General features: G+C 64.6%; 25 protein-coding genes. 20 read left to right on the top strand and 5 right to left on the bottom strand.

Going from position 1 to position 26,436, the window contains the following annotated elements; translation table 11 throughout:
- Positions 1–41: 41 nt before the first annotated feature.
- The 3 genes from recQ to ACT54B_RS19810 all read left to right on the top strand — a co-directional run bounded on the left by recQ (position 42) and on the right by ACT54B_RS19810 (position 4,980).
- On the top strand, positions 42–1,898 hold the full coding sequence (recQ, locus tag ACT54B_RS19820; protein ID WP_476047473.1) for a DNA helicase RecQ: 1,857 nt from the start codon (positions 42–44) through the stop codon (positions 1,896–1,898).
- 126 nt (positions 1,899–2,024) lie between these two features.
- On the top strand, positions 2,025–4,316 hold the full coding sequence (locus tag ACT54B_RS19815) for a methyl-accepting chemotaxis protein (RefSeq protein ID WP_476047471.1): 2,292 nt from the start codon (positions 2,025–2,027) through the stop codon (positions 4,314–4,316).
- A gap of 166 nt (positions 4,317–4,482) precedes the next feature.
- Positions 4,483–4,980, top strand: a complete 498-nt coding sequence (locus ACT54B_RS19810; protein ID WP_476047470.1) for a hypothetical protein — start codon at positions 4,483–4,485, stop codon at positions 4,978–4,980.
- Positions 4,981–5,027: 47 nt separating this feature from the next.
- Here the strand turns inward: ACT54B_RS19810 and ACT54B_RS19805 are convergent, their stop codons facing one another.
- Both ACT54B_RS19805 and ACT54B_RS19800 read right to left on the bottom strand, forming a co-directional pair.
- On the bottom strand, positions 5,028–5,651 hold the full coding sequence (locus ACT54B_RS19805) for a response regulator (RefSeq protein ID WP_476047468.1): 624 nt from the start codon (positions 5,649–5,651) through the stop codon (positions 5,028–5,030).
- Positions 5,633–7,039, bottom strand: a complete 1,407-nt coding sequence (locus tag ACT54B_RS19800) for a sensor histidine kinase (protein WP_476047466.1) — start codon at positions 7,037–7,039, stop codon at positions 5,633–5,635. The genes ACT54B_RS19805 and ACT54B_RS19800 overlap by 19 nt, the downstream gene beginning before the upstream one ends.
- 208 nt (positions 7,040–7,247) lie before the next feature.
- Here ACT54B_RS19800 and ACT54B_RS19795 point away from each other — a divergent pair, with 208 nt between their 5' ends.
- The 4 genes from ACT54B_RS19795 (at position 7,248) to ACT54B_RS19780 (ending at position 9,492) form a co-directional block, all read left to right on the top strand.
- A complete protein-coding gene (locus tag ACT54B_RS19795; protein ID WP_476047464.1) occupies positions 7,248–7,643 on the top strand; it encodes a DUF1236 domain-containing protein in 396 nt (131 codons plus the stop codon).
- A 121-nt stretch (positions 7,644–7,764) separates the two neighbouring features.
- Positions 7,765–8,535 (top strand): DUF1236 domain-containing protein, encoded by a 771-nt coding sequence (locus ACT54B_RS19790; RefSeq protein ID WP_476047462.1) that lies wholly within the window; start codon positions 7,765–7,767, stop codon positions 8,533–8,535.
- Between the two features lie 307 nt (positions 8,536–8,842).
- Positions 8,843–9,088, top strand: a complete 246-nt coding sequence (locus ACT54B_RS19785) for a type II toxin-antitoxin system VapB family antitoxin (RefSeq protein WP_476047745.1) — start codon at positions 8,843–8,845, stop codon at positions 9,086–9,088.
- Positions 9,088–9,492: a type II toxin-antitoxin system VapC family toxin gene (locus ACT54B_RS19780; protein WP_476047460.1), complete on the top strand. Its 405-nt coding sequence runs from the start codon at positions 9,088–9,090 to the stop codon at positions 9,490–9,492. Before ACT54B_RS19785 ends, ACT54B_RS19780 begins: the two co-directional genes overlap by 1 nt.
- A gap of 15 nt (positions 9,493–9,507) precedes the next feature.
- Here the strand turns inward: ACT54B_RS19780 and ACT54B_RS19775 are convergent, their stop codons facing one another.
- Positions 9,508–10,419, bottom strand: a complete 912-nt coding sequence (locus tag ACT54B_RS19775) for a LysR family transcriptional regulator (RefSeq protein WP_476047458.1) — start codon at positions 10,417–10,419, stop codon at positions 9,508–9,510.
- 120 nt (positions 10,420–10,539) lie between these two features.
- Here ACT54B_RS19775 and ACT54B_RS19770 point away from each other — a divergent pair, with 120 nt between their 5' ends.
- The 5 genes from ACT54B_RS19770 to ACT54B_RS19750 are packed head-to-tail and all read left to right on the top strand — an operon-like array spanning position 10,540 to position 14,745.
- Positions 10,540–11,253, top strand: coding sequence for a LamB/YcsF family protein (locus ACT54B_RS19770; RefSeq protein ID WP_476047456.1), 714 nt, complete (start codon positions 10,540–10,542; stop codon positions 11,251–11,253).
- A 31-nt stretch (positions 11,254–11,284) separates the two neighbouring features.
- On the top strand, positions 11,285–11,521 hold the full coding sequence (locus ACT54B_RS19765) for an acetyl-CoA carboxylase (RefSeq protein ID WP_476047454.1): 237 nt from the start codon (positions 11,285–11,287) through the stop codon (positions 11,519–11,521).
- Between the two features lie 4 nt (positions 11,522–11,525).
- Entirely contained in the window at positions 11,526–12,911 is a 1,386-nt protein-coding gene (locus tag ACT54B_RS19760) for an acetyl-CoA carboxylase biotin carboxylase subunit (protein WP_476047453.1), read from the top strand.
- Positions 12,908–13,777, top strand: a complete 870-nt coding sequence (locus ACT54B_RS19755) for a 5-oxoprolinase subunit B family protein (RefSeq protein WP_476047452.1) — start codon at positions 12,908–12,910, stop codon at positions 13,775–13,777. The genes ACT54B_RS19760 and ACT54B_RS19755 overlap by 4 nt, the downstream gene beginning before the upstream one ends.
- Positions 13,774–14,745: a 5-oxoprolinase subunit C family protein gene (locus ACT54B_RS19750; RefSeq protein WP_476047450.1), complete on the top strand. Its 972-nt coding sequence runs from the start codon at positions 13,774–13,776 to the stop codon at positions 14,743–14,745. The genes ACT54B_RS19755 and ACT54B_RS19750 overlap by 4 nt, the downstream gene beginning before the upstream one ends.
- An 84-nt stretch (positions 14,746–14,829) precedes the next feature.
- Here the strand turns inward: ACT54B_RS19750 and ACT54B_RS19745 are convergent, their stop codons facing one another.
- Positions 14,830–15,798, bottom strand: coding sequence for an AraC-like ligand-binding domain-containing protein (locus tag ACT54B_RS19745; RefSeq protein WP_476047448.1), 969 nt, complete (start codon positions 15,796–15,798; stop codon positions 14,830–14,832).
- A gap of 182 nt (positions 15,799–15,980) precedes the next feature.
- Between ACT54B_RS19745 and capB the strand changes: the two genes are divergently transcribed.
- The 8 genes from capB to ACT54B_RS19705 all read left to right on the top strand — a co-directional run bounded on the left by capB (position 15,981) and on the right by ACT54B_RS19705 (position 25,564).
- Positions 15,981–17,741 carry a caprolactamase subunit beta gene (gene capB / locus ACT54B_RS19740; RefSeq protein WP_476047446.1) on the top strand — a complete coding sequence of 587 codons (1,761 nt, stop codon included), beginning with the start codon at positions 15,981–15,983 and terminating at the stop codon, positions 17,739–17,741.
- Between the two features lie 14 nt (positions 17,742–17,755).
- Complete coding sequence (gene capA, locus ACT54B_RS19735; RefSeq protein ID WP_476047444.1) at positions 17,756–19,843, top strand: caprolactamase subunit alpha; 2,088 nt, start codon at positions 17,756–17,758, stop codon at positions 19,841–19,843.
- A 10-nt stretch (positions 19,844–19,853) separates the two neighbouring features.
- Entirely contained in the window at positions 19,854–20,597 is a 744-nt protein-coding gene (locus tag ACT54B_RS19730; protein WP_476047443.1) for an ABC transporter ATP-binding protein, read from the top strand.
- Complete coding sequence (locus tag ACT54B_RS19725; RefSeq protein ID WP_476047442.1) at positions 20,594–21,322, top strand: ABC transporter ATP-binding protein; 729 nt, start codon at positions 20,594–20,596, stop codon at positions 21,320–21,322. The genes ACT54B_RS19730 and ACT54B_RS19725 overlap by 4 nt, the downstream gene beginning before the upstream one ends.
- Positions 21,319–22,233 carry a branched-chain amino acid ABC transporter permease gene (locus ACT54B_RS19720; protein ID WP_476047441.1) on the top strand — a complete coding sequence of 305 codons (915 nt, stop codon included), beginning with the start codon at positions 21,319–21,321 and terminating at the stop codon, positions 22,231–22,233. The genes ACT54B_RS19725 and ACT54B_RS19720 overlap by 4 nt, the downstream gene beginning before the upstream one ends.
- A 3-nt stretch (positions 22,234–22,236) precedes the next feature.
- On the top strand, positions 22,237–23,265 hold the full coding sequence (locus tag ACT54B_RS19715) for a branched-chain amino acid ABC transporter permease (protein WP_476047440.1): 1,029 nt from the start codon (positions 22,237–22,239) through the stop codon (positions 23,263–23,265).
- A 51-nt stretch (positions 23,266–23,316) separates the two neighbouring features.
- Positions 23,317–24,513 carry an ABC transporter substrate-binding protein gene (locus ACT54B_RS19710; protein WP_476047438.1) on the top strand — a complete coding sequence of 399 codons (1,197 nt, stop codon included), beginning with the start codon at positions 23,317–23,319 and terminating at the stop codon, positions 24,511–24,513.
- 145 nt (positions 24,514–24,658) lie between these two features.
- Positions 24,659–25,564 (top strand): sterol desaturase family protein, encoded by a 906-nt coding sequence (locus ACT54B_RS19705; protein ID WP_476047436.1) that lies wholly within the window; start codon positions 24,659–24,661, stop codon positions 25,562–25,564.
- A 6-nt stretch (positions 25,565–25,570) separates the two neighbouring features.
- Here ACT54B_RS19705 and ACT54B_RS19700 read toward each other — a convergent pair whose 3' ends face one another.
- Positions 25,571–26,386, bottom strand: a complete 816-nt coding sequence (locus ACT54B_RS19700; RefSeq protein WP_476047434.1) for a creatininase family protein — start codon at positions 26,384–26,386, stop codon at positions 25,571–25,573.
- Between the last annotated feature and the right edge of the window lie 50 nt (positions 26,387–26,436).

Genomic DNA, 26,436 nt, shown 5'->3' with positions numbered 1-26,436 from the left:
GGGGTCGCATCGGGGGACGGGGCCGTGATAGGGAAGGCCGCATGAGACCGACCGAATCCACCACGGCCGCGCTGTTCGACAGCCGGGCTTCCTCCGATCCGCTGGACGTTTTGCGGCGGATCTACGGCTATTCGGGGTTTCGGGGCCGGCAGGCGGAAGTGGTGGCGGAAATCATGGGGGGAGGCGATGCGGTCGTCCTCTTTCCGACCGGGGCCGGAAAGTCGCTCTGCTTCCAGATCCCGGCCCTTTGCCGGGAGGGGGTGGGGCTCGTCGTGTCGCCGCTGATCGCGCTGATGCGGGATCAGGTGGCGGCGCTTGCCCAGCTCGGCGTCCGGGCGGCGGCAATCAATTCCCAGTTGAGCCGGGAAGAATTTCTGGATGTGCGCCGGCAGTTGCAGGCGGGCCAGCTGGATCTTCTCTATGTCACCCCGGAACGGATCGTCACGCCGGGCTTCCGCGACCTGATCGGCCCGGCAAAGCTGTCGCTGATCGCCATTGACGAAGCCCATTGCGTCTCCCAGTGGGGTCATGATTTCCGGCCGGAATATCGCGAACTCGGCAAGCTCGCCGCCGACTATCCCGGTGTCCCCCGCATCGCGCTGACCGCGACGGCCGATCCCCATACGCGCGAAGACATTATCGAGCGTCTGGAGCTGCGTCAGGCAAAGGTGTTCACCACCTCCTTCGACCGGCCGAACCTCACCTACGAGATCGTCGAGCGCGACCAGCCGCGCCAGCAGTTGCTGCGTTTCCTCGGCCGCCACCGGGGGGCCAGCGGCATCGTCTACTGCCTGTCCCGCGCCAAGGTGGAGGAAACCGCCGACTGGCTGAACCAGCAGGGCATCCACGCGCTGCCCTATCACGCCGGCATGGAGCGGGAGATCCGCAATCGCCATCAGGACGCCTTCCTCAGGGAAGAGGAACTGTGCCTTGTGGCGACCGTTGCCTTCGGCATGGGCATTGACAAGCCGAATGTGCGCTATGTCGCCCATCTCGACCTGCCGGGCTCGGTCGAGGCCTATTATCAGGAAACCGGTCGGGCCGGGCGCGACGGCATGCCCTCCGAGGTCTGGATGGCCTATGGCATGGCGGATGTGATCCAGCGCGGCCGGATGATCGACGAATCCGGTTCCGCGCCCGAGATCAAGCGGGTGGAACGGGCCAAGCTCAATGCCCTGCTCGCCATTTGCGAAACGCCGCTCTGCCGCCGGCAGGCGATCCTCTCCCATTTTGGCGAAGCCCATCCCGGCGGCTGCGGCAATTGCGATACCTGCCTCAAGCCGGTCGAAACATGGGATGGCACCGAGGCCGCCATCAAGGCGCTGGCCGCCGTCTATCGCACCGGGGAACGCTTCGGCGCCGGCCATGTGATCGACGTGCTCACCGGTGTGGAAAACGAGCGGACGATCCGTTTCGGCCACACGGAGATGCCGGTTTTCGGCGCCGGAAAGGATATTCCGGCCAAGACCTGGCAATCGGTCTTCCGGCAGCTGCTGGCGGCCGGGCTGATCCAGGTGGACCATGCCGCCCATGGCGCGCTCAAGCTGGTGCCGGAAGAGGCGCGGGCCGTCTTTCGCCACGAGCGCCCGGTTTCCTTCCGCAAGGATCGGCCCACCAAGGGCAAGGCCGCCCGCACAGGAACCCCCTCTTCCCAGAAGGCCCGGGCCGGGCTTGAAGGCGACGACCTGCAGCTGTTCGACAAACTCCGTGCGACCCGCACCGAGCTGGCGCGGGAGGCCGGTGTGCCACCCTATGTGATCTTCCCGGATACGACCCTCGTGGCCATGGCCACCGAACGGCCGCTGACCCCGGACGGTCTTCTGGCGCTGCCGGGCGTCGGCCACTCCAAGCTCGACCGCTACGGCGCCGCCTTCCTGGATGTCATCGCCGACCATTGAGCGGCCGCAGACGCCTGTTCCAGGGCATTCCTCTACAAGAGGTATAATGTACACTATCTTTTATACATAATTTTAAGATTCATTCACTAATTCTATTATTTAGGCATATTCATATCGGGGGTTGTAATGTCAGTGGTTTCTGGATGGCGGTTGGGCTTCGCGGCCTGGGGTACGGCGATCGTCCTCGCGGCAGCCGTATCCGGCTCCTACGGGCTCCATCTGCTGATCCAGCAGCAAAAGACCCAGGCCATCGAGAAGCTGAAGGCGGAGGAACGGGCCAATACACGGCTCGACGTCGATGTGGCGACGGGTGCGCTGACGCAGGTCTACCAGAATATCCGCACCCTGTCCTTCCTGCCCGATATTCGCTCGCTGGATCGTCACGCCTCGAATGTGGGCGAAAGCGCCCGGCAGACCATCCAGCAGGTCTATAACAACCTTGCGTCCAATGTCAGCGTGTCGGAAGTCTATTTCGTGCCGGCGGAGTTCACCCCCGGCAAGATCGATCCGGACACCGGCAAGGCGGAAGAGCCCGCCATGATGTATGACGAGCTGATTGCCGGCGACGTGTTCGAGACCGCGTCCACGGGCGACGAGTCCGGCCAGCCGGAAGTGGAGGACGAGGAATATGTGCTGATCGCCCGGCAGATCGCCTATCTCAAGCAGGCTTACCCGACCTCCGAGAAGGTCGACGGCCTGAACGTGCCCATGGTCTCCGGCAGCCCCGTCATTACCTGCGACAATACGGATTTCAACAAGACGCTGAAGGATTACGACCGCCAGGGCATCGTCTTCTCCGTTCCCTATTTCCATCGGGACGGCAAGTTCGGCGGCGTCGTCTCTGCCATCGTGCGGTTGCGGGTGCTGGAAAAGATCCTGCCCGATACCCATGCGGCGCTGGTCAGCAAGGGCCAGAATTTCGCCGTCTATGCCGCCAATCCCGGTCAGGCCAAACTGTCGGAGGCGAGCCTGCTGTCCGGCAAGCCGGATCCGTCCCTCCTCTATTCCGAAGCCTTGCCCATCTCGATCCCGGATGCGCAGGCGGAGTGGATGCTGTGGCGCGGTCTGCCGAACCAAACCTTTGAAAATGCACCTGAAATCGTTGAGCTCGGGACGCGTGAAACCGTCATTTTCGCGGTCATCTGGATTGTCACGGCGCTGACCATTGCCGCCATCTGGCTGGCAGACCTGCGCTTCGTCCGCCCGGCGCGGGCCGTCGTCCACGCCCTGGTCGACATCGCTGCCGGCAAGATCGATCAGGACGTGCCGCTCGGCGAGCGGCGTGACCTCCTGGGCGAGATCAGCCGGGCGGTCACGCGCTTCAGGGACAATGCCCTGGCCCTCCAGGCCGCCGAAAAGGAGCGGGTCCTGCAGGCGGAACGCGATCTGCTGCTGCAGGCCGAGCGGGAGGCCGATGCCAGCGAAAGGGCAGCCAGCGTGACGGCGGTGGTCGAGCAGCTCGGCGCCGGTCTGAAGCGCCTGTCCGAATGCAATATCCGCATGACGCTGGACGAGCCCTTCACCGTCGAGTTCGAGCAGATCCGCAAGGACTTCAACAGCTCCATCGCCGCCTTCCAGGTGACGCTGGAACAGGTTCTCGCCGGCACCGTCGATATCCAGGAAAGCAGCGCGGAGCTGAGCTCGGGTTCCGAGAGCATGTCCCTGCGGTCCGAGCAGCAGGCGGCCTCTCTCGAACAGGCGGCGGCCGCGCTGGAGCAGATCACCGTCACGGTCCGCCAGCTCACCCAGAATGCCGAGGAAACCCGCCAGCTCGCGGGCGATGCCCGCGTGCGCGCCGGCGCTTCCAGCGGCATCGTCACGGATGCAGTGGCGGCCATGGGCCGGATCGAACAATCGGCCGGAGAGATTTCGCAGATCATCGCCGTGATCAACAGCATCGCCTTCCAGACGAACCTGCTCGCGCTCAATGCGGGTGTGGAAGCCGCCCGTGCGGGGGAGGCCGGCAAGGGCTTTGCGGTGGTGGCCATGGAAGTGCGGGAGCTTGCCCAGCGCTCGGCCGCGGCCGCGCAGCAGATCAAGGCCCTCATCGAAAGCTCGTCGCGGGAAGTCCAGCAGGGCGTCGGCCTGGTGCAGCAGACCGGTCAGGCGCTTCAGGAAATCAACGAATTCGTCCATGCCATCGATACGAATATCGATTCCATCGCCACCGGTATCCGCGAACAGTCGGTCAGCCTGATCGAGACCTCGCAGGCGATCCAGCAGCTCGACAGCTCGACGCAGCAGAATGCCGCCATGGCGGAAGAAACCGCGGCCCTCAGCCGTTCGCTGAACGCCCAGGCGGAGGCTCTAGCCGTACAGGTCGGCAAGTTCAAGCTGAACCGCCGCAAGGCCATCCGCGAGCCGGGCTCGCCGGCCGCTGCGGCGGGTCCGCAGCGGCGCGGTACGCTGGCCGCCTGAAGCGCCCCGCCGGACTGCCTGCAGGCGGACCATGGTCCGCCTTCCCGCCGGACCATGGTCCCACCGGACTCCCCGTGAGCATTTTCGGCCTTATCTTAAGAGGTCGAGGATCAGGCAAGGGGCAGTGACCATGGGCAAAGCGGAGAAGACAGGAGAAGGGATCGTCGTGAGCAGAAGGGCCGGGCTTGGCCTTTTTGCCGTCTCCGCCCTTGGTCTTCTGGCCGCCGCCTCACCCTTTTCGCTCAATGCCACCGGCCTTGCCCTTTCACCCGCCCTCGCCGCCAAAGGCGAGGGAAAGGGTGAGGGAAAAGGCGAGGGCAAGGGCGAGGGCCGTGGCGGCGGAAGCGGCCACGGAGGCGAGACCGATGGCGGCGTGGGCGAAGGCGGCGAGGGAGAGGGCGAAGGCGAAGGCGAAGGAAACGGCGGAAAGAGCGGGGACAACGGAAGCGGGACCGGGCCCGGCGAAGGCGCACCGGAGCCGCCCGACCGCGAGGCCGAAGCCTCCGCCCGCCCGGACGGATCGATCGAGGTCCGCCACGCCAACGGCATCAGCGAAACGCTGCGCAGCCAGACCTACACGATGCGGGACAGGCGGGGCCGGCGGATCATCAGCCGACCCGCAACCCCGGCCGACCGCCAGCGCCTCGGCGATTATCTGCGCTAGTGCCTGCCCGGACCGAAGACCGGGACCATGGTTTTCCTCGACATACCCTAGCCCCGGTCACGCCAGTAAAGGGCTGCCTCGGTCCGGTTGCTGAGACCCAGCTTGGCCAGAATCTGGGTCATGTGATGCTTCACCGTCTTTTCCTGGAGGTCGAGCTTCAGGCCGATCTGCTTGTTGGAGAGGCCCTGGCCGACCAGTTCGATCACGTCCTGTTCGCGGGGCGTCAGGCAGGCCCTTTCGGAGCTGTCGGGATGCAGCGAGCCTTCCAGAACCTTTGCCGAGAGAAGCGGGCTGACATAGCGCGCGCCGCCATGCACGGTGCGGATCGCCTCGCCGAGACTGCGCGCGCCCACCCCCTTCAGCACATAACCCCGCGCCCCCCGGCTGAGGGCGGTCATCAGCGCTTCGGCCTCCTCCGAGGCGGTCAGCATCAGAACCCGGGTCGCGGGGCTGGTCTCAAGCACGTCGACGATCGCCACCAGTCCGCCGCCGGGCATGGAAATATCGAGCAGCAGCACATCGGGCCGCGCCTCGGCGGCGATGGCGCGGGCATCGTCGCGGCAAGCGCCTTCCCCGACGATCGAAAAGCCCGCAATTTCGGAAAGACTGCGCACCACGCCTTCCCGAAACAGCGGATGATCGTCCACCACGCCTATTCTGATCCCGTCCATCGGTCTTCTCCTTCCAAGGGGCCGAACCTCATGCTGACGGTGGTTCCGCCCGGCCCGGTGTGAATGTCGAATTCTCCCCCGAGACTGTTGATCCGCTCCCGCAGCCCGACGAGGCCGAGGCTGGTGGGCCTGATTTCGGCGGGATCGAAGCCCGGTCCGCTGTCGCGGACCTCCACCTCCACATGCCCGTTTCTCGCCACCGCCCGGACTTTCTGCCCCGCCCCGCCCGTGTGGCGGAAGGCATTGTTCAGCGCTTCCTGGATGAAACGGTAGATGCAGATGCGGATCGCCGGCGCGAGGTCCGGATCGTCCTCCTGCACCTGGGTTTCCACGGTGCTGCGGGTCTTTTCCCGATGGGCCGACACCACCCGCGCCACGATGTCGGCAAGCCCCGCATTGTCGATTTCGGGCAGCATCAGGCCCCGGCACAGATTGCGGATTTCCGCCGTCGCCTCGGCCAGGCTGGAGCGGATCCAGTCGATTTCCGCCGTCAGTGTCTGCAACGGTGTCCCGCTCCGGTGAAAGAGATCGCTGTCGAGCCGCATGGAGGCATAGGCGATGTGCTGCAGGGGGCCGTCATGCAGATCGGTGCCGATGCTGCGCAGATAGGTCTCGTTGAGGGCCGCCGCCCGCTGCGAGGCCCGTTTCAGCCGCTGCTGCAGACTGCGATTTTCCTCGAGGAGGGCGGACAGCTCCGCAATGCGGCCGTTCAGCGCCGCGCGCTGGCTCTCGATGGTGCGGCTGCCGCGCAGCACCAGCACGGACAGAATGAGAAAGAACACGGCCGTCACCCCCGCGACCGCAAGCCAGCTGGTCAATCGGGCACGTCGCAGGCTTTCCTGAAGGCCATCCGCGTTCTCGTAGAATTCCAGCACCGCCACCGCCTTTCCCGACCAGGGCTGGAGCACCGGATTGTAGATTTCCATCACCGAGCGGCCGGCGGTGTTCTCCGCCTGGTTTTCCGGATCGTCCGCCGCGCCATAGCGGGCGATCAGCTTGCCGGCAAAGGCCCGCCGGAGCTTCTCGTTGACGGGGAATTTGCGGCCGACCAGATCCTTCTGCCGGGAATAGAGGATGGTGCCGTCGCCCCGCCAGAGCTTGAAGGAGAGAAGGCGCGCGCCCAGCGCGCCTTCGCCGAGCGTTTCGTCGAGCGCGCGGGCGGTGACGTCGTCGAGCACCGCCTCGGCCTGCATGTCCGGCAGAAGCGGCGCCACGACGCTGTCCACGTAAAGGGCCGTTGCGGCCCCGGAATTGTGAATGACGGCCTCTTCGATCAGATGGGTGACCACCAGCCCCACCAGCGCCATGGCGCCGACGGACACGGCCCCGCCTGCCAGAAAGAACTGGCAGGCAAGCGAACGGGCATTCCAGCTTACCCTCGGTCTCATTGCAGCCGGGCACTCCATGCATGCAGGATCATTCCGGATCAAAGCGCAAAGCCCCGCCCATTCGTTCCGTATGGCCCGTTTTTCCGACCCCCGACGAAAGTCCGGGGTGTCCCCGACTGAGGTCCGGGCGCCGGAACGTCACCGGTTCCGGCACGTTGGTTTCCCAGCGGTCATAGGGACTGCACCCATGATGAAAAAGGAGAAGATCATGCTCCCGAAGTTGCTTGTAACCGCGGCCGCCGCCGCGATCCTGATGTCGGGCCCTGCTCTCGCCCAGTCCTCCACCGTGAACGGCGCTGCAGGTGGTGCCGTGACGGGCGCCATTGTGGGCGGGCCGGTCGGCGCTGCCGTCGGCGGTGTCGCGGGCGCCCTGGTGGGCACCGCCATCGACCCGCCGCCGCGCCAGGTGGTCCAGTATGTCCAGGAAGCGCCGGCCCCTGAAAAGGTCGTCGTGAAGGAAAAGGTCGCCGTGGGCGTGGCCCTGCCGGAAACGGTGATGGTCACTCCCGTGCCGGACAATCCGAAATATGCCTATGCCATCGTCAATGACGAGCGGGTGATCGTCGAACCCTCCTCGCGGAAGGTCATCCAGGTGATCAACTGACCCTCGGGGGAGAGCCGCGCGCTCTCCCCCTTTCTCTTCCCTCCCTGCCGCATCGTTTCCTCTGACGCCGCGCCGCAAGCGCGGGCGGGTGGGGCGTGCGGCCTTCAGAAAGGCCAAGACCATGTGGACAAAGAACAGTCACCGCGCGCTCCTCGCAGCGCTTGCCATCGGCACGGCGCCGCTCGCCTCCCTCCCGGCGTTCGCGCAGACCACCCCGCCGGTCCTCCCCCAGCAGGGGCAGGGCGGTAGCACGGACGGTTCCAGCGGAACGGCCACCGACGGAAGCGCCGGTGCGTCAGGCTCGGGCGAGACCGCGACACCCACGCCGGATGCTTCGGGATCGGAGGGCGCAACCACCACGGACGGTGCCTCCGGCACCACCAGCGGCGGCGCGACGACAGAGGGCTCCACGTCCGGCAGCGGCTCGGCGTCCGGCAGCGAAAGCGGGACATCGTCCGATACGAGCGGTTCCGGCTCGGGCACCGCAACCACGCCTTCGACCGGCGATGAAAGCGGCACGACCCCGTCGGGTAGCAGCGGTACGGATACCTCCGGCAGCGCCAGCGGAAGCCAGAGCACGGACCAGTCCGGAACCGCGCAGAACACCGAAACCAACGTGAACGTGGAAAACGAGGTCAACATCACCACCGAGCAGACCACGGAAATCCGCCAGGTCATCCAGGATGTGAAGGTCGAACCCGTCACGCAGGTGGATTTCGACGTGACGGTTGGTGTGGAAGTGCCGAAGAAGGTGCATCTGCAGCCGCTTCCGCCGCGCATCATCAAGATCGTCCCGAAGTACAAGCACTATCGCTTCTTCGTGCTGGAGGACGGCCGCATCGTGATCGTCGATCCGAAGCGCTACGTGATCGTCTACGTCATCACCGCCTGATCGGGCTGAGACCTGCAGGGCCGGTCCGGTCACGCGGACCGGCTCCCGCAACGCCAAAGGAGAAGGATCATGGACAACAGTATCTATCAGGCCCGCTGGCTTCTCGCGCCCATTCTGGCGCTTCCGTTCTGTCTGCTGGTGGTGGGGACATGGCTCGGCTGAGCACCGCGCGGCGCGGTTCGCCGGGCGAAAAGGGCGGATGGGCCGGGGACGCCCTCCGCCCTTTTCCGTCGGCAACCGGCCGCTCTTGGAAAAGCGGGGAAACTCCTCTACATTGATGGATGAATTCATCTACATGGAGCCGGCCATGGCCATCAATGTCAACAATCCCGAGGCGGATGCCCTGACCCGGAAATTTGCGGAAATGACCGGCGTCGGCATCACCGATGCCATCGTGATCGCCATGCGGGAAGCGATCGACCGGCGGCTGCAGGCGGAAACCCCGCGGGAAACGGCGGCGCGGCTGCGCGCCGGACGCGGCATTCTCCTGAAAGAGCAGGCCCGCCGGCCTCTGCCGCGCGCGGTCTTCGACGATCTCTGGAACGAAGGCTGATGTATATCGATGCCTGCGCCATCATAGCCCTGCTCTCGGACGAGCCCGAGGCGGAGCGCGTCTCGGCGGCCATCCAGGCGGCCCGCCACCCCTTCACCTCGCCGGTCGCCGTGCTGGAAACGGTTCTGGGCCTCGCCCGCCCGGACAAGTTCGATCGGCCCGTCGCCGAGGTCGAACCGCTGGTCATGGAATTTCTGGCGGCCCGCCGCATCGAGGTCCGGGATCTTCCGCCGGCGGCGGAGGCCACGCGCCTGGCGCTCCGGGCGGCGCATCTTTACCGCAGCGGCCGGCATGGCCTCAATCTGGGCGATTGCCTTCATTATGCCTGCGCCCGTTACCACGCCGTCCCCATCCTCGCGACCGCGGACGAATTCCGGGCCACCGATCTCGAAACGGTGCCCTGAACGCAGGCCTGGGCCTCAGAGCGGTATGCCGCCACCGAAGGACAGGCTGAGAAATTCGGCAAAGGTGCGGGTGGCGGGCGATTGCGGCACCGCCCGGTTCCAGGCGACACCGATATCCATGGTGGGGATTTCCGCCACCACGTTGCGAAGCTCGATCCGCTGTCCTTCCAGCGACCAGGGGCGATAGACCATGTCGGACAGGATGGTCACGCCGATGCCATCCGCCACGAAGCTTCGCACCGCCTCCACCGAGGAGGTGGAAAAGATCACGTTCGGCGCCAGCCCCGCCTGCTGCCAGTAGCGTCCCGCCGTCTGGTTGGCCTCGTCCACGGTCAGCATCACATAGGGCTCCTTCGAAACATCCTCCAGCGTCACGGTCTCCACCGAAAGCAGCGGATGCTCCGCCGGCAGCCACAGCCTTCGCCGCGATTGCAGCAGGGTTTCGAAGGCCAGGTGGGCCTTGTCCCTGAGGTTGGAAACCAGCATCACCGCCATATCGAGCGAGCCGTCGTTCAGCCTTTCCTCCAGAAGGTCGCGGGGCAGTTCCTGCAATTCCACCCGGATCTTCGGATAGGTGCGGGCAAAACGGGCATGAAGCCGCGGCAGGAAATAGCCGAGAACCGTGTAGGTGGCGCCGACGCGCACCACGCCGGAAAGCGCGGTCTCCTCCGTCAGCGGCGCCCGCTCGGCGGAATTCACCGCCGCCATCACGTTGCGCGCATGGGTGAGAAAGCGCGATCCTTCCGCCGTCAGCACCACGCCCGTGGAGAGCCGCCGGAAAAGGCTCACGCCCAGCGTGTCCTCCAGCTGCTTGATCGCCGTCGTCACCGCCGATTGCGAGACATTGAGCAGGATCGCGGCCTGCGAAACCTGCCCGGAATCGGCCGTGGCGATGAAATAGCGGACCTGTTTGATCGAAAGGGGCATTATCTGTTTTTTTGATACGAGGGATCACTTCTTCGTATTTTACAATGTTTCCGTGCTGCGGCAAGGTCTCTTCAAAAGCCGGGAAAACCGGCCGGGAACAGGAAAATCTGGAGGATTGCTGTGGCAACATTGAATTGCGACATGGGCGAAGCTTTCGGTCTCTACCGGATGGGCGACGACGAGGGCCTCATGCCGCTGATCGACATCGCGAATGTCGCCTGCGGCTTCCATGCTTCCGATTTCAACCACATGCGCTCCACGGTAAAGCTGGCCAAGCGGCACGGCGTGCGCGTGGGCGCTCATCCCTCCCTGCCCGACCTGCAGGGTTTCGGCCGCCGCGAGATGAAGATCGGCCGCGAAGAACTGGCCAATTGCATCATCTATCAGGTCGGCGCGCTGAAGGGCTTCCTGGAAGCCGAAGGGCTTACCCTCAATCACATCAAGCCGCATGGCTCGCTCTATGGCATGGCGGCGCGGATGGAAGACGTGGCCCATGCGATCTGCGATGCGGCGGATGTGTTCCGCGTGCCGCTGCTCGGCATGATCAACACGCTGCACGAGACGATCTATACGGAGCGCGGCCACACCTTCATCGCCGAATTCTATGCCGATCTCGACTACAACGACCAGGGCGGCCTGATCATCACGCGCGAGCATGAGGCGAAGAATCCGGAAAAGGCTGCCGCAATCTGTCGCCGGGCCGTGACAGAAGGCCGGGTGAAAAGCGTCGGCGGCATCGACATCGAGGTCAAGGCCGATACGATCTGCGTCCATTCGGATACGCCGAACGCCGTCGAGATCGCCACCGCCGTGCGCGGCGCGCTGACCAACTGAGTGCAAGAAAGACTATAAAAGGGGATCGTCCATGTCCAAGCAACTGCTCTCGCCGCTTCCCGGCACCTTCTACCGGAAGCCGTCGCCGGATGCGCCCGCCTACAAGAGTGTCGGCGACGCCGTTGCGGTCGGCGATGTCATCGGTCTCATCGAGGTGATGAAGAGCTTCAACGAGGTCAAGGCGGAACAGGCCGGCACGCTCACCGCCTTCCTCGCCGATGACGAGGAACCGGTCATGGCCGGCCAGCCGCTGGCCGAGCTGGGTTGAGCCGATGACCATCCGCAAGCTGCTCGTCGCCAATCGCGGGGAAATCGCCGTCCGGATCATCCGCGCGGCGCGGGAACTCGGCATCCGGACCGTGCAGGTCCACAGCGCCGCCGACAAGGACATGCTGGCCGTGAAAATGGCCGACGAGGCGGTGAATATCGGCCCGCCGCACGCGGCCAAATCCTATCTCAACATCGAGGCCATCCTCTCCGCCGCGAAAGAGACCGGAGCGGATGCCATCCATCCGGGATACGGATTTCTGGCGGAAAATGCGGGCTTTGCCGATGCGGTGGAGGCGGCGGGCCTCACCTTCGTCGGCCCGACCGGCGACCAGATCCGCACCATGGGCGACAAGGCCATGGCGCGCAGCGCCGCGCTTGCGGCCGGCGTGCCCTGCGTTCCCGGCTCCGACGGCCGGATCGACAGCCCGGAGGAAGCGCGCGACGTGGCCTCTCGGATCGGCTTTCCGCTGATGATCAAGGCGGCGGCCGGCGGGGGTGGACGCGGTATCCGCATCGCCTCCGACCCGGAAGAGTTCGAGAGCCTGATGGCGCAGGCGAGCGCCGAGGCGAAGGCGGCCTTCGGAGACGGCGGTCTCTACGTGGAAAAGGTGATCGAACGCGCCCGCCATATCGAGGTGCAGGTGCTGGCCGACGGCAAGGATGCGATCCATTGCTACGAGCGAGAATGCTCCCTGCAGCGCCGCCGCCAGAAGGTCTGGGAAGAGGCGCCCGCCGCCACGCTGAAGCCCGCGGTGCGGGAAAAGCTCTGCGCCTCCGCCGTCGCCCTGGCGAAGGCGGTGAACTATCGCGGCGCGGGCACCATCGAATATCTCTACGACGATGCCTCGGGCGAGTTCTACTTCATCGAGATGAACACCCGGATCCAGGTGGAACATCCCGTCACGGAAATGATCACCGGCATCGATCTGGTGCGCGAGATGATCCGGATTGCCGGCGGGGCGCCGCTGTCCTACCGGCAGTCGGATATCGAGGCCCGGGGGGCGGCGATCGAGGTGCGCATCAACGCCGAGGACCCGGCGAAGAACTTCCAGCCCGGCCCGGGCATGGTCACCGCGCTGACGGTGCCGGGCGGGGCCGGGACCCGCTTCGATACCATGCTCTACCAGGGTTATACGGTGCCGCCCTTCTACGATTCGCTGCTCGGCAAGCTGATCGTCTGGGACGAGACCCGCGACGGCGCCATCGAGCGGCTGAAGCGCGCGCTTGGCGAACTGGAGGTGAAGGGGCTCAAGACCACGAGACCGCTGTTCGAGCGGCTTGCCGACGATCCGGATGTCCGCGCCGCCAACGTCCACACGCGCTGGCTGGAGCCCTGGCTCGAGCAGAATGTGCTGACCATAAAAGAACAAGAGGGAACTGGTTCATGAAGACACGCTACTCCTTCGGAGGGGACGAGCACATCTTCGTCGAATGTGACGAGGAAATGTCGCTCGAAGCCTTCTTCAAATCGCTCTCGATCACCACGGCGGTGAAGGAAGCGCAGATCCGGGGCGTCACGGAGATCTGTCCCGCCAATGCCTCCTTCCAGGTGAAGTTCAATCCGGACGTGATCGCACCCGACGACATGCTGAAGGAGCTGAAGTCCATCGAGGCTTCGGCGGCAAAGGCGGAATCGGTCATCCGCACCCGGATCATCGAAATCCCCGTCTTCTACAACGATCCCTGGACCCACGAGACGCTGATGCGCTTCCGCGAGCGGCACCAGGACCCGACCTCGACCGATATCGAATATACCGCGCGCATCAACGATCTCGACGGCGTCGACGGCTTCATCAAGGCCCATTCGGGCGCGCCCTGGTTCGTCTCCATGGTGGGTTTCGTGGCGGGCCTGCCCTTCCTCTACCAGATGGTGGACCGGCAGCGGCAGATCCAGTCGCCGAAATATCTGCGCCCCCGCACCGATACGCCCCGGCTCACGGTCGGGCATGGCGGCTGCTTCGGCTGCATCTATTCGGTGCGCGGCGCCGGCGGCTACCAGATGTTCGGCATCACGCCCATGCCGATCTACGATCCCAACCAGAAGATCAAGTATCTCCAGGACTTCATGTGCCTGTTCCGGCCCGGCGACATCGTGCGCTGGAAGCCGATCAACCGCGACGAATATGACGCGACGGTCGCCGATGTGGATGCGGGCCAGTTCGCACCGCTCATGCGCGACGTCACCTTCTCGCTGCCGGAATTCCAGGCCGACATGGATGCCTACAATGCCAAGCTGATGGGGGCGCTGAAATGAGCATCAGGATCGTCTCACCGGGCCTTTCCACCACCGTTCAGGATCTGGGCCGCCCGGGCTATTACCATATCGGCATTCCGCTTTCGGGGGCGATGGACCTGCTTTCCGCCCGGGCTGCCAATCTTCTGGTCGGCAATCCGGAGGAAGCGGCCCTTCTCGAAGTGGTCTTCATGGGGCCGGAAATCGAGTTTCACCGGGATGCGACCGTCGCCGTCACCGGGGCCGAACTGCCGCCGAAGATCAATGGCGAGGAAAAGCCCACCTGGACCTCGCTTGCGGTGAAGAAGGGCGACGTGCTGTCCTTCGCATTCCTGAAGAAGGGCGCACGGGCCTATATCGCGATTTCGGGCGGCATCGACGTGCCGGTCGTTCTCGGCTCCCGCTCCACCTATACGCTGGGCGCGCTCGGCGGTTTCGAGGGGCGGAAACTCGCAGCAGGCGACGTCTTGCCGCTCGGCGCGGGCAGGGGTGCCGCGGAAGGCCGGGCGGTACCGGAGGAATTGCGCCGGTCGCCGGGCGCGCCCGCGGAGCTCCGCATGCTGCCAGGTCTCTACTGGCACCGCATTACGGAAGCCTCGGGCAAGCAGTTCCTCGACGATACCTGGAAGGTGGCGCCGGAGGCGGACCGCATCGGCTACCGCTTCAAGGGCGGCAAGCCGCTGGAATTCGTGCCGCGCGAACCGCCCTTCGGCGCGGGCTCCGACCCGTCCAACATCGTGGATGCCTGCTATCCCTATGGCTCCATCCAGGTGCCGAGCGGCACCGAGCCGATCGTGCTCCACCGCGATGCGGTGTCGGGCGGCGGCTATTTCATGGTCGGCGCGGTGATCTCGGCGGACATGGATCTCATCGGCCAGTTGCAGCCGCACATGCCGGCGCGGTTCGTGGACGTGACGATGGAGCAGGCGCTGCTTGCCCGCAACGACCGCGCCCGCCTCATCGACCGCATCCGTCAGGCGCTCGCCTGACGGGCTGAAAGAAGAAGGGCCGCGCCCCCGAAGGGGCACTGCCCGGTTCAGCCGGGGGGCAATCCGGAACGCTTCAACGCGCCGTCAGTTGGCGGCGCGAAGGCGGTCCCGTGCCTGATCCCGGAATTCCTTGGGCGTCACCTGAAAGTGCGCCTTGAACGCACGCGAGAACTGGGCATGGTCACTGAAGCCGAAACGATAGGCGATTTCCGCGACGGTCTGGCGGTTGGACACATCCGCCAGCGCCGTGCGGCACGCCATCAGGCGCTGGTCGCGCACCCAGCTTCCGAGCGTCTGGTTCGTATCCCGGAACAGTTCGTGCAGGTAGCGGGTGGACATGCCGCAGGCCCGCGCGATGGTTTCAGGGTCGAGATCGGGATTGTGCAGGTTGCGGCGCACATAGGCTTCGATCCGCGTCAGATGCGCGGCGCGCACGGAGGAGCTTCCAGACGTCAGCGTCCGCTCGTCCGCCTTCAGCGACAGCACCAGAAGATCGATCAGCTGCTTGCCCACCGCCTGGCGCACTTCCGGCGTCATGGCGTTGAAGCGGCCGGGGATCAGCTGCAGCATGTCGGAGAACAGGCCGCCCGCACCCTCCGCCGCGTTGAACTGCATGGAGCAGAAGCGGTCCGGCTGGCGGATCTGGCTGGCGATTTCCTGCGACTGCACCTTCATCACCCAGAGATCGGCGAAGTCGTCGTGCCAGAATTCGTAAGGTTCGTGGCTGCGCTCCAGAAAGAAGCCGCCCGGCTGGCAATAGACCTCCTTGCCGCACTGGCTGAAATTCACCTGGCTGCGGATCGGGATGGTGATGAGGAAATGCTCGTCGCGCTCCGCCTTCAGGTGCTTCGGCAGGCGGCGATATTGCAGCGCGGACGAGGCGAGCCGCGAGAGCGAGACGTCGCCCAGTTCCCAGATCATCAGGTCGCCGGTGAAATTGTCGGTCTGGGCGAAGGTGAGATCGAGCGGAAAATAGGCACTGGCAATGGCCTCGTGCCAATGGCGGCTGCGGTCGTGCCGCGGGGTTTCCGCGGTCGTGATGGTGGACTTCATTTTATGTTCCCCTTTTTTTCCTATGAAAGGGGAGGACGGGGGGCTTCGTCCAGCAAAATCTTGAAAAGCTGCACCGAAAGACAAGGCTTGGTGCGCCGGATGCAAAGACCGTTCGGCAAAAGCGGCCTTAGGCTTTCCTCAATCGAAAGGGCGGCAGGCGCCGGCCCGGAAATGAGGGAGCCATGAAACAAGTTCACAAACCGAAAGTCGACCCGATCACGCTCTCCGTGGTGCGCGGCGTGCTGGAGACCACCCAGCGCGAAATGACCCTGTCTCTCGAAAAGACGGCCCGTTCCTCGGTGTTCAACCTGGCGCATGACTATTCGACCGCGCTGTTCAACGGCCGGCCGGAAATGATCCTCCAGGGCCAGGACATCCCGATCCATCTGGGTTCGCTGATCCCGGCCATGAAGGCGGTCGCCAAATTCTTCGAGGGCGATATCCACGAAGGCGATCTCATTCTCCACAACGACCCGGCCTTCGGCGGCAGCCATGCCATCGATACCTGCATGTACAAGCCGGTCTTCTATCACGGCGAGCTGGTCTACTGGACCGTCTGCAAGGGACATCTCACCGATATCGGCGGGCCGGTTCCGGCGGGCTACAACCCCAATGCCAAGGAAATCTATGCGGAATGCCTGCGCATTCCCCCGGTCAAGATCTGGGACAAGGGCGTGCCGCGCAACGACGTGCTCAACTTCATCTACACCAACATGCGCGCCCGCCGCGACCAGGAAGGCGATTTCAACGCGCTGATCGGCGCCTGCCAGGTGGGCGAGCGCAACCTCATCGCGCTGCTCGACAAATATGGCAAGGACACCGTCGATGCCTGCATCGACGAACTCCTCGACATGGCCGAAAAGCACATGCGCGACATGATGCGCACCGTGCCCGATGGTACCTACGAAGGCTCGGCGATCCTCGAGGATGCGGGCCACGGCTTCGGCGATTTCGAGATCAAGGCGACCGTCACCATCACCGGCGACAATTGCCATATCGCCATCTCCAGCCCGCCGCAGATCCCCTATTTCATCAATTCCTACGAGGGCAATTCCCATTCGGGCGTCTATCTCGGCCTGATGATGTTCGCCGCCCTCCCGCCGCCCTATAATGAGGGGCTCTACCGCTGCGTCTCGATCGATTTCGGCCCCAAGGGCACGATCTGCAACGCGCAGGAACCCGCCCCCCACATGAACTGCACCACCACGCCGATGGAGACGCTGACGGATGCGGTGCGGCTCGCCTTCGAAAAGGCCATGCCCTCCAAGGTCGCGGCCTCCTGGGGTCATGCCAACGGCCTCAACATTGCCGGCTGGGACAAGCGCACCGGCGAGGAATATGTGACCATGGTGCTCGCCACCATCATTTCCGGCGGCGGCGCGACCCCCGAGCAGGACGGCTGGCATGCGGTCGGTCCGGAATGCTGCTTCGGCGCGCTCACCTCGGGTGACGTGGAACTGCTCGAATATTCCTACCCGATCATCATCCACCGCTATTCGCTGATGGCCGATAGCGGCGGCGCGGGCAAGTTCCGCGGCGGCTCGGGCACGGCCTGGGAAGTGGAGCCGCTCGACGGCGACATGCTCTGCATCGGCTTCGGCGAAGGCCGGCGCATTCCCGCCATGGGCGCTGCCGGCGCCTATTCCAGCGACATCGATACCAAGGTCGGCCGCGTCGAGCTGAAGCGTGGCGGCGAGACCGAGGTGCGCCGCACCAACATCATGGAGACGATCAAGACGGGCGACACCGTCACCAACATGAACCCCGGCGGAGGGGGCTACGGCAATCCGCATGAACGGCCCATCGAAAAGGTCCTCTGGGATGTCAAGAACGGGCTTGTCTCCATCGAAGGCGCGCGCCGCGACTATGGCGTCGTGATCACCGATCCCGAAACCCTCACCGTGGACCAGGCGGCAACGCAGGCCCTCCGGTCGGCCGCGTGAAAGGAGACACGACCATGACCTCGATCAAGAACCGTTATCGCCTCGGCATCGACGCCGGCGGCACCTTCACCGACTTCGTTGTGGCCGACCGCCAGACGGGCGAAACCAAGCTGTTCAAGGCGCTGTCGACCCCCACGGACCCGACCCGCGCCATCCAGAACGGGCTGAAGCTCATCCATGAGGCCATCGGCGTCTCGCCGACCGAACTCGTCTCCAGCAGCGATCTCTGCATCAACGGCACGACCGTCGGTCTCAACGCGCTGATCACCCATCGGGGCGGCAAGACCGGCCTCATCGCCACCGCCGGCCACGAGGATTCCATCGAGATCCGCAACGGCCACAAGGAAGACGGCTATCGCTACGATCCGGAATATCCGGCCGCGACCATGCTGGTGCCGCGTTATCTCCGAAAGGGGGTGCGCGAGCGCGTGCTGTCCGACGGCTCGGTGCGCATACCGATGCATGAGGAAGACGTCAGGGCGGCCTGCGAGCTCTTCCTGAAGGAAGGCATCGAAACCGTCGCCATCTCCTTCGTCTGGTCGGTGCTGAACCCGGCGCACGAGCGTCGCGCCGCCGAGATCGTCCGGGAGATGATGCCCGACGCCATCATCACCGTCGGCTCGGAGCTTTACCCGCAGGTGCGCGAATATACCCGCACCTCCACCGCCGTGGTGAATGCCTATCTCGCCCCGGTCATGCGCCGCTACGTGAAGGCCGTGGATGCCTATTTCCGCGAGCTCGGGGCGGCCCAGCCGGTGCGCTACTTCCAGTCGAACGGCGGCCTTGCCATCGGCCAGGTGATGACGGACCGCTCGGTCTATGCCATCAATTCCGGCCCGGCCTCGGCCCCGCAGGCGGGTCTCTATGTCTGCGAGCCCTTCGGCAAGAAGAGCGTCATCACCGTCGACATGGGCGGCACGTCCTTCGACATCACGCTCACCAAGGACGGGCAGACGAACCTCAACAAGAACATCGACTTCCTGCGCTACCGCATCGGCGTGCCGATGATCCAGGTGGAAACGCTGGGCGCCGGTGGCGGCTCCATCGGCTGGATCGATCCGCTTGGCATCATCCAGATGGGTCCGCAATCGGCGGGTTCCGAACCGGGTCCGGCCTGCTACGGCCAGGGCGGCACGGAGCCGACCACCTCGGACGCCAACCTCGTGCTCGGCTATCTCTCGCCGGACGGCCTGCTCGGCGGCAAGCTGCCGCTCGACATCGAAAAGGCGCGCGCGGCGGTGCGGCGGGTGGCCGATCCGCTCGGCATTTCCATCGAGCGTGCGGCCTATGGCATGTACACCATCGTCAACAACAACATGGTGAACGGCATCCGCCGCGTCTCGGTGGAGCGGGGCTACGATCCGCGCGATTTCGTGCTGGTCGGCGCGGGCGGTGCGACCGCTGCCCATATCACGGCGCTCGCCCGTGAAATCGGCATCGACACGATCATCCTGCCGAAGCTCGCCTCCGGTCTCTGCGCCTTCGGCCAGATCATTTCGGACGTGAAATACAACTACATGGCCACCGCCCCGGTGCGTCTCGACAGCGATGCCGCCTACAAGCGCATCGACGACCTTTACAAGCAGCTGGAGAAGGAGGGCCGCGCCCATCTCGTATCCGACGGCTTTAACGAGGGGACCATCGAGATCCGCCGCTCGCTCGAGATGCGCTATGTGGGCCAGGTGCATGAATGCACCGTCGATATTGACCTGTTCGACATCGACGCCACGACCATCGACCGCGTGAAAGAGGCTTTCCACCGCCGGCACAAGGAACTCTACACCTATGCCGAGCCGCATAATGCGGTCGAGGTGGTGAACATCGAATCGACCCTTTACGGGCGGATCGAGAAGCCGAAGCGTCCCGACATGCCGAAGGCCAGCGCCCCCGGCGGGGCGATCAAGGATCACCGCGACGCGATCTTCGATCCGTCCGGCCAGGCGACCCGCACGCCCGTCTATGACGGCGACCGGATCGGCACGGGCGAGCCCATCAAGGGGCCGGCGATCATCGAGGAAGTCACGACCACCATCGTCATCGAGCCCGGCTGGACCGCCGTTCTCGACCCGACCAACTCCTACCTCATCACGCGCGACAAGTAAGAAGGGACCTATGGCTCAGACACTCGCGGCAGATATGGTTTCAGTGGCCTTCGAGGGCTTGCGGGCCCTTTCGAATGTCACGCTGGAAATTCCCGCCGGGCGGGTCACGGGCCTGATCGGACCGAACGGTGCGGGCAAGACCACCTGCGTCAATGTCCTCACCGGATTTCAGAAGCCGTCCATGGGCCGCGTGCTCCTGGATGGCACAGAGATCGGCGGCCTGCCGGCGCATCGCGTCCGGCAGGCCGGCATTGCCCGCACCTTCCAGTCGGGCCGGCTCTTCGCCGACCTGACGGTGCATGAAAATCTCGAAGTGACCGGCGTCGGCCTCGGCCTCTCCCGCCGGGAAGCCTCGCGGAAGGCGGATGCGCTGCTCGACTGGATCGGCATCGCACCGCTGTCCGACCGGCTCGCCGGTGGATTGCCCTATACGGACGAGCGGCGCGTGGCCATCGGCCGGGCGCTGATGCTGGAACCCGCCTTCCTGCTACTCGACGAACCGGCCGCCGGCATGTCGGCGGAAGAGGCGGACGATCTCTCGCGCCTCATCCACCGCATCGCCGATGACGTGAAGTGCGGCGTGCTGCTGATCGAGCACAATATCGGCCTCGTGCTGAAGACCTGCCATTCCATCTATGTGCTCGACAGCGGCGAGATCATCGAATTCGGCACGCCTGATGCCATCAAGGCCAGCGAGAAGGTGCGCCACGCCTATATGGGCACCCAGGCCGATGCGGAAGGAGAGATCCTGTGACCCTGCTTTCCGTCAACGACATCACCGTCCGCTATGGTCGCCTGACCGCGCTGCGCGGTGCCTCGCTCACCCTCAACGAGGGCGAGATCCTCTTTGTCACCGGCCCGAACGGCGCCGGCAAATCCACCCTCATGAAGGCGATTGCCGGCGTCGTGAAACCGGTCGGCGGGTCGATTTCCTTCCGCGGTCAGGTCACCTCCGGCCGCAGCCCCGAGGACATCGCCCGCATGGGCTTTTCCATGGTGCCCGAGGGCCGCGAGGTCTTCGGCGGCCTTACCATCGAGGAAAATCTCCGCCTCGGCATCGGCATGCGGGCGGACAAGGACCAGGCGGCCCGGGATCTCGAAATGGTCTATTCCATTTTTCCCGTTCTCATGAGCCGCCGCCACCAGCATGCGGGCGCGCTTTCGGGCGGGCAGCAGCAGATGCTCGTCATCGGCCGCGCGCTGATGGCCGGGCCGAAGCTGATCGCCATCGACGAGCCCTCGCTCGGTCTCGCGCCGAAGGTCATCGACGATGTCTACCAGACGCTCGTCAAGCTGCGCGACACGATCGGCCTCACCCTCCTCATCGTCGAGCAGAGCGCCACCCGCGCCAAGCTCACCGGCGGGCGGATGATCCTGATGCGCTCGGGCGAAGTGGCGCTCGAAGGCGATGCCCGCGAACTCGCCTCCAGCGACGCGCTGAAACAGGCCTATTTCGGATATGGGGAGCACGGCAAATGACGGAGATCCTGCAAGTCGTCTTCGACGCGCTCAGCCTCGGCAGTCTCTACGCACTCGGCGCGCTCGGCATCGCGCTGATCTTCGGGGTGATGCGCCTCGTCAATTTCGCCCATGGCGACACCATGGCCTTCTGCGTCTTTGCGATGCTCTGGCCCTCGGTGGATGCGGCGGCCATCGTCTTTGCCGGCAACCTGCCGGCCTGGCTGCTGATCCCCTTCATCCTGGCGGTCGGCGCGGGGCTTTCCGTTCTGTCCGAGATCATCGTCTTCCGGCGCTTCCGCAACACCAATCCGGCGACCATGATGATCGCCTCCTTCGCGCTCGGCTTCGTCATCCGCTATTTCCTGCTGATGCTCTATTCCAGCCGCCCGAAGAGCATCGACCTCTGGTCCAATCTCGGCCTGCCGGTGGAAATCATGGGCGCCCGCATCCCGCTGCTGCAGGTGATCACCATCGTCACCGCGATTGCGATCCTGATCGGGCTGACCCTCTTCCTGAAGCGCACCCGCTTCGGGCTCGAAATGCGGGCGGCGGCGGAAAACTTCACCATGGCCCGGATGCTTGGCGTGCGCGCCAACCGGGTGATCATGCTGGCCTTCGCGCTGTCGGGCATGCTGGCCGCCGCCGTCGCGCTCATCCTCGTCACCCAGACGGGAACCGCCGATATCCAGATGGGCGGCAACATCATGCTGATCGCCTTCATCGCCACCGTCATCGGCGGGCTGGGTTCGCTGCCGGGGGCGGTGCTCTCGGGCTTCCTCATCGGCGCGATTGCCACCGTCATGCAGGTGGTGCTGCCGCCTGAGGCGAGGCCCTTCCGCGATGCCTTCGTCTATGCCGCCGTCATCGCCACGCTGATCTGGCGTCCGAACGGTCTCTTCATGCCGAAATCCGCAAAGCAGAGGGTGTGACCCATGGCTGAACGCGCTTCCATCCTCTCCCGCACCGTGGCGACGCCGGTCATTCTGGGCCTTTTGCTCACCGCGATTGCGGTTCTCGCCCTGGTCATGGGCTCCAGCCCCTTCAACCAGACGATCATCGACATCTTCATCCGGGTGATCCTGGTCGTCGGGCTCTACATCTTCATCGGCAATTCCGGTGTGATCAGCTTCGGCCATATCGGCTTTACCTGCCTCGGCGCTTACATGACCGCCTGGCTGACGATCCCGCCGCCGATGAAGAAGATGGCACTGCCCGGCCTGCCGGGCTTCGTGCTGGAGGCGAAGCTGCCCTTCTGGGTGGGCGTGCCGGCGGCGGCTCTCTTCGCCGCGCTGATCGCCTTCCTGTTCGGCAAGATCCTGATGCGGCTGTCCGGCATTGCCGCCTCCATAGCCACCTTCGCCATGCTCGCCCTCATCAACCAGGTCTATTCCAACTGGGAGGATGTGACGGGCGCGACCTCCTCCGTGGTCGGCATTCCGATCAACCGGTCGATCTGGCCCTATTTCATCGCGACCCTCATCGCGGTCGGGATCGGCTATGCCTATTCCATCTCCCGTTCGGGGCTGGCGCTTCGCGCCGCCCGGGACGAGGCGACGGCTGCGGCCGCTTCCGGCGTCGACATCCCGAAGGAACGGCTCCGGGCCTTCGTCATCTCCGCCTTCGTCATGGGCGGCGGCGGCGCGCTCTATGCCCATTCGGTCGGCGTCGTCACGCCCGATACCTTCTATCTCGGCCTCACCTTCATCTCGCTCTCCATGCTTGTCGTCGGCGGCATGGGCAGCCTGTCGGGCGCGGTCATCGGCGTGGTGCTGCTCTCCACCATCATCCAGATCCTCCGGATGTTCGAAAAGGGCGTCGCGCTCGGCGACACCGTTCTCACCATCCCCAACGGCGTCCAGGAGATCGCGATCGGCGTGATCATGATCGTCATCCTGATGCGCCGCCCGGCAGGGCTCATCGGCAACCGGGAGATCGGCTGGTCCGGCTTCCGCAACGCATGAAACGTTTCCGGGGCTCAACCCGGAGAAAAAAGGGAACCAAAGGAGAAAAACATGACTCTCTGGCATAAACTGGGAATGGGAATGGCCGTCTCCGGCCTCGTGCTGTCCGCAGCCGTGGCGCATGCGGATGACGACAAGATCGTGGTCGGCTTCGCCACTGCCGCCTCCGGCTTCATGCAGGCTTACGACAAGCCGGCGCAGGATGCGGCCATGATCAAGATCGACGAGATCAACAAGGCCGGCGGCCTGCTCGGCAAGCAGATCGAGGTGGTCACCGCCGACACCAAGACCGACCGCGCCGAAGGCGCCAAGGCCGGCCTCGAAGTGATCGACAAGGGCGCCGACCTCGTGGTCGTCTCCTGCGACTACGACTTCGGTTCGCCCGCAGCCCTTGCCGCCGAAAGCGCCGGCAAGATTTCCTTCTTCCTCTGCGCCGAATCCATCAAGGCCGGCATCCAGGGCGTCGGCCCGCATTCCTTCTCGGCGTCCGTTCTTGCCGCCGTACAGGGCGCGACCATGGCCGAATGGGCCTATAACAAGAAGAATGCCCGCAAGTTCTACCGCCTGCTCGACACCTGGACCGAATATAACAAGGGTATCTGCGACGGCTTCGACTGGATGCTGCCGCGCCTGAAGGACGCCAAGCTCGTCGGCGAAGACACCTTCAAGAACGAGGATGCCTCGATCGCGGCCCAGATCACCCGCATCAAGAGCCTGCCCGAGCAGCCCGATGCCATCATGCTCTGCTCGATGATGCCGGGCGTCGTCTCGGCGATCAAGCAGATCCGCGCCGCCGGCATCACCGCGCCGATCCTCAACGGCTCGGGCGTCGACGGTTCCTACTGGCTGAACGCCGTTCCTGATCTTTCGAACTTCTACACCCCGGTGCAGGGCTCGATCTACGGTGACGACCCGAACAAGGACGTGACCGCCTTCAACGCCAAGTACAAGGAAGTCACCGGCGGCGATCCGTCGAGCCAGTATGTCTATCCTGGATATGTAATGATCGACGTCTGGGCGAAGGCCGTCGAGCGCGCCAAGTCCACGGATGCGGATGCGGTCGTGGCCGAACTCGAAAAGATGAAGGACGAGCCGACCCTCTTCGGCCCGCGCTCCTTCTCCTCTGAAATCCACCACCAGAACCGGGGCCGTTACCTGATCGTCGAAACCGACAAGGGCAAGCCGCATGTCATCGACGAGTGGACCATTTCGGAAGCCATTCCGGTGGATTACCTCGTCTCCAAGTAAACCCTCCCAGGGCCAAGTCCCCCACTGGCCGCCCTTCGGGGCGGTCTTTTTTTGTCTCGAATCCGTGCGGCTTTATATTCTAATTCATTAATGAATAAATGTTAGAGCTTCTGTTCGTTCCGGTTGCCGGAACAAGGAGGTTATCGTGGACATTATTTTATATCTTTTTTCTGATGTCTTTCAGTCTCTTGGCGACCATCTCCTCTGGATCGCCGGTCTGGGGGCGGCCTTCACCGCCCTGACAATATTCGACAACCGGGCCTGCAATCCCGGCAAGGTCTGGTGGAAAAGCCCGGATCTCGTGACCGACATCGCCTATGCGCTGACCTATGATTTCATCGCGCCGATCCTGAACATCGTGCTGGTCGCGATGATGACGATGATCATGCTGGCTTTCACCGCGCCCGACCAGATCCTTCACTTCTTCGACGAGGGGCATGGCCCGCTGGCCGCTGCGCCCGCCTGGGTGCAGGTGACCTTCTATCTCCTGGCGACGGATTTCCTGCTCTACTGGAACCATCGTCTGTTTCATACCCGTCACCTCTGGGCGTTCCATGCGGTTCATCATTCGCCGGAAGACCTGCAATGGACCTCGACCTACCGCACCCATCCGGTCAACCGCCTGTTCGGCCCCATGGCGGTCTCCACGCTGATGATGCTGCTGGGCATTCCGCCCTGGGTGATGGTGATGATGGTGCCCTTCGACATGGTCGCGGGCGCCTGGGTCCATTCGAACCTCAACTGGACGCTCGGGCCGCTGAAATATGTTATCGCGACACCCGTCTTCCATCGCTGGCACCACACGGGGATCGATGAAGGCGGGGAGAGGAATTTTGCCCCCACATTCGCCTTCCTGGATGTGATGTTCGGCACCTTCTACATGCCGGAAGGCAAGCTGCCCTCCCGCTATGGCGTGGACGACAAGTCCTATCCCAAGGATATCGTCCGGCAGATGATCGTTCCCTTCATCCACTTCCGCAAATCGCTGAGACGGAAAAAGCGCAAGGCGCCCATATCCGCCGTGGCGGATGCCGCCTCTTCCGACCGGTAAGGCCGCTTAGGGAGCGGGTGCGGGCAGATGGGCGCGGATTTCCGTCACGGCCGCGTCGATCCTGAGATCCAGCAGGCGCCGTCCCAGCGCCGCGCTGGCCAGGGCCGGGTCGCCGCTCGCGCCCCGGTCCGAAAGCGGCTGCGGCAGGTGCTGCAGCATGTCGGCACGAACCGCATCGGCCCGGATGGCCATGGCCTCCGACGTATCGATCAGCCCCGCATGGAAGCCGATCTGGTCGTCGGTAAAGCCTTCTGCCTTCAGCAAAGCCATCTGCCGGGCATCGTCGTAATAGGCGGCAATCGGGATGACCCGGATGCCCTCCCCTTCCCATTCCGCGGTCAGGCGTTCGGCCACCGCCTGCTGCGGATCCTGGCTCTGGCCATGATCGCCGATCAGGAAGATGGTCCGGAAGCCGGCATTGCGCAGGCTGCGCGCCACGCCATCCAGCACGCCCTCATAGGCTTCCGGCGACAGGCCGATCGTGCCCGGATAGAGCATGTTGCCCGAAGGCGGGCCGAAATCCCCCTCCGGCACCACGGTCAGCACCGGCGCGACAAGCATATGGCCGACCGCCGCCGCAATGCGCCCCGCCGCCTCGGCGACAATGATATTGTGCTTGTCGAGGATCATGTGCGGGCCGTTCTGCTCGGTCCCGCCGCTCGGCACCAGCACGGATGTGTAGCCCGCCTCGACAGCCGCCCGGATTTCCGGGGAGGTCAGCCTGGCGAGATGGAGGTCGGGCGGCGTCCCGGCCTCCGCAGCCCCGGCTGCAGGGGGAACGAGGAGGGCCAGCAGCGGCAGAACGAGGTGAGCAAGGCGCATGGTCAGGCCTCCGGAAGCGCGGGAGAAGATTTCTAATTTAGAAAAACATA

Source organism: Gellertiella sp. DMC107 (assembly GCF_056313605.1).
The sequence above is the reverse complement of the archived record's forward strand: the minus strand, read 5'-3'. Positions and strand labels throughout refer to the sequence as shown.

Bases quoted from the DNA above. Each gene is read 5' to 3' on its own strand.
- ACT54B_RS19780 (WP_476047460.1), top strand. From the start codon at position 9,088: ATGTATATCGATGCCTGCGCCATCATAGCCCTGCTCTCGGACGAGCCC.
- ACT54B_RS19750 (WP_476047450.1), top strand. From the start codon at position 13,774: ATGAGCATCAGGATCGTCTCACCGGGCCTTTCCACCACCGTTCAGGAT.
- ACT54B_RS19790 (WP_476047462.1), top strand. From the start codon at position 7,765: ATGTGGACAAAGAACAGTCACCGCGCGCTCCTCGCAGCGCTTGCCATC.
- recQ (WP_476047473.1), top strand. From the start codon at position 42: ATGAGACCGACCGAATCCACCACGGCCGCGCTGTTCGACAGCCGGGCT.
- ACT54B_RS19785 (WP_476047745.1), top strand. From the start codon at position 8,843: ATGGCCATCAATGTCAACAATCCCGAGGCGGATGCCCTGACCCGGAAA.
- ACT54B_RS19730 (WP_476047443.1), top strand. From the start codon at position 19,854: ATGGCTCAGACACTCGCGGCAGATATGGTTTCAGTGGCCTTCGAGGGC.
- ACT54B_RS19765 (WP_476047454.1), top strand. From the start codon at position 11,285: ATGTCCAAGCAACTGCTCTCGCCGCTTCCCGGCACCTTCTACCGGAAG.
- capB (WP_476047446.1), top strand. From the start codon at position 15,981: ATGAAACAAGTTCACAAACCGAAAGTCGACCCGATCACGCTCTCCGTG.
- ACT54B_RS19815 (WP_476047471.1), top strand. From the start codon at position 2,025: ATGTCAGTGGTTTCTGGATGGCGGTTGGGCTTCGCGGCCTGGGGTACG.
- ACT54B_RS19720 (WP_476047441.1), top strand. From the start codon at position 21,319: ATGACGGAGATCCTGCAAGTCGTCTTCGACGCGCTCAGCCTCGGCAGT.
- ACT54B_RS19715 (WP_476047440.1), top strand. From the start codon at position 22,237: ATGGCTGAACGCGCTTCCATCCTCTCCCGCACCGTGGCGACGCCGGTC.
- ACT54B_RS19710 (WP_476047438.1), top strand. From the start codon at position 23,317: ATGACTCTCTGGCATAAACTGGGAATGGGAATGGCCGTCTCCGGCCTC.
- ACT54B_RS19775 (WP_476047458.1), bottom strand. From the start codon at position 10,419: ATGCCCCTTTCGATCAAACAGGTCCGCTATTTCATCGCCACGGCCGAT.
- ACT54B_RS19800 (WP_476047466.1), bottom strand. From the start codon at position 7,039: ATGAGACCGAGGGTAAGCTGGAATGCCCGTTCGCTTGCCTGCCAGTTC.
- ACT54B_RS19760 (WP_476047453.1), top strand. From the start codon at position 11,526: ATGACCATCCGCAAGCTGCTCGTCGCCAATCGCGGGGAAATCGCCGTC.
- ACT54B_RS19755 (WP_476047452.1), top strand. From the start codon at position 12,908: ATGAAGACACGCTACTCCTTCGGAGGGGACGAGCACATCTTCGTCGAA.
- ACT54B_RS19700 (WP_476047434.1), bottom strand. From the start codon at position 26,386: ATGCGCCTTGCTCACCTCGTTCTGCCGCTGCTGGCCCTCCTCGTTCCC.
- ACT54B_RS19795 (WP_476047464.1), top strand. From the start codon at position 7,248: ATGCTCCCGAAGTTGCTTGTAACCGCGGCCGCCGCCGCGATCCTGATG.
- ACT54B_RS19805 (WP_476047468.1), bottom strand. From the start codon at position 5,651: ATGGACGGGATCAGAATAGGCGTGGTGGACGATCATCCGCTGTTTCGG.
- ACT54B_RS19745 (WP_476047448.1), bottom strand. From the start codon at position 15,798: ATGAAGTCCACCATCACGACCGCGGAAACCCCGCGGCACGACCGCAGC.
- capA (WP_476047444.1), top strand. From the start codon at position 17,756: ATGACCTCGATCAAGAACCGTTATCGCCTCGGCATCGACGCCGGCGGC.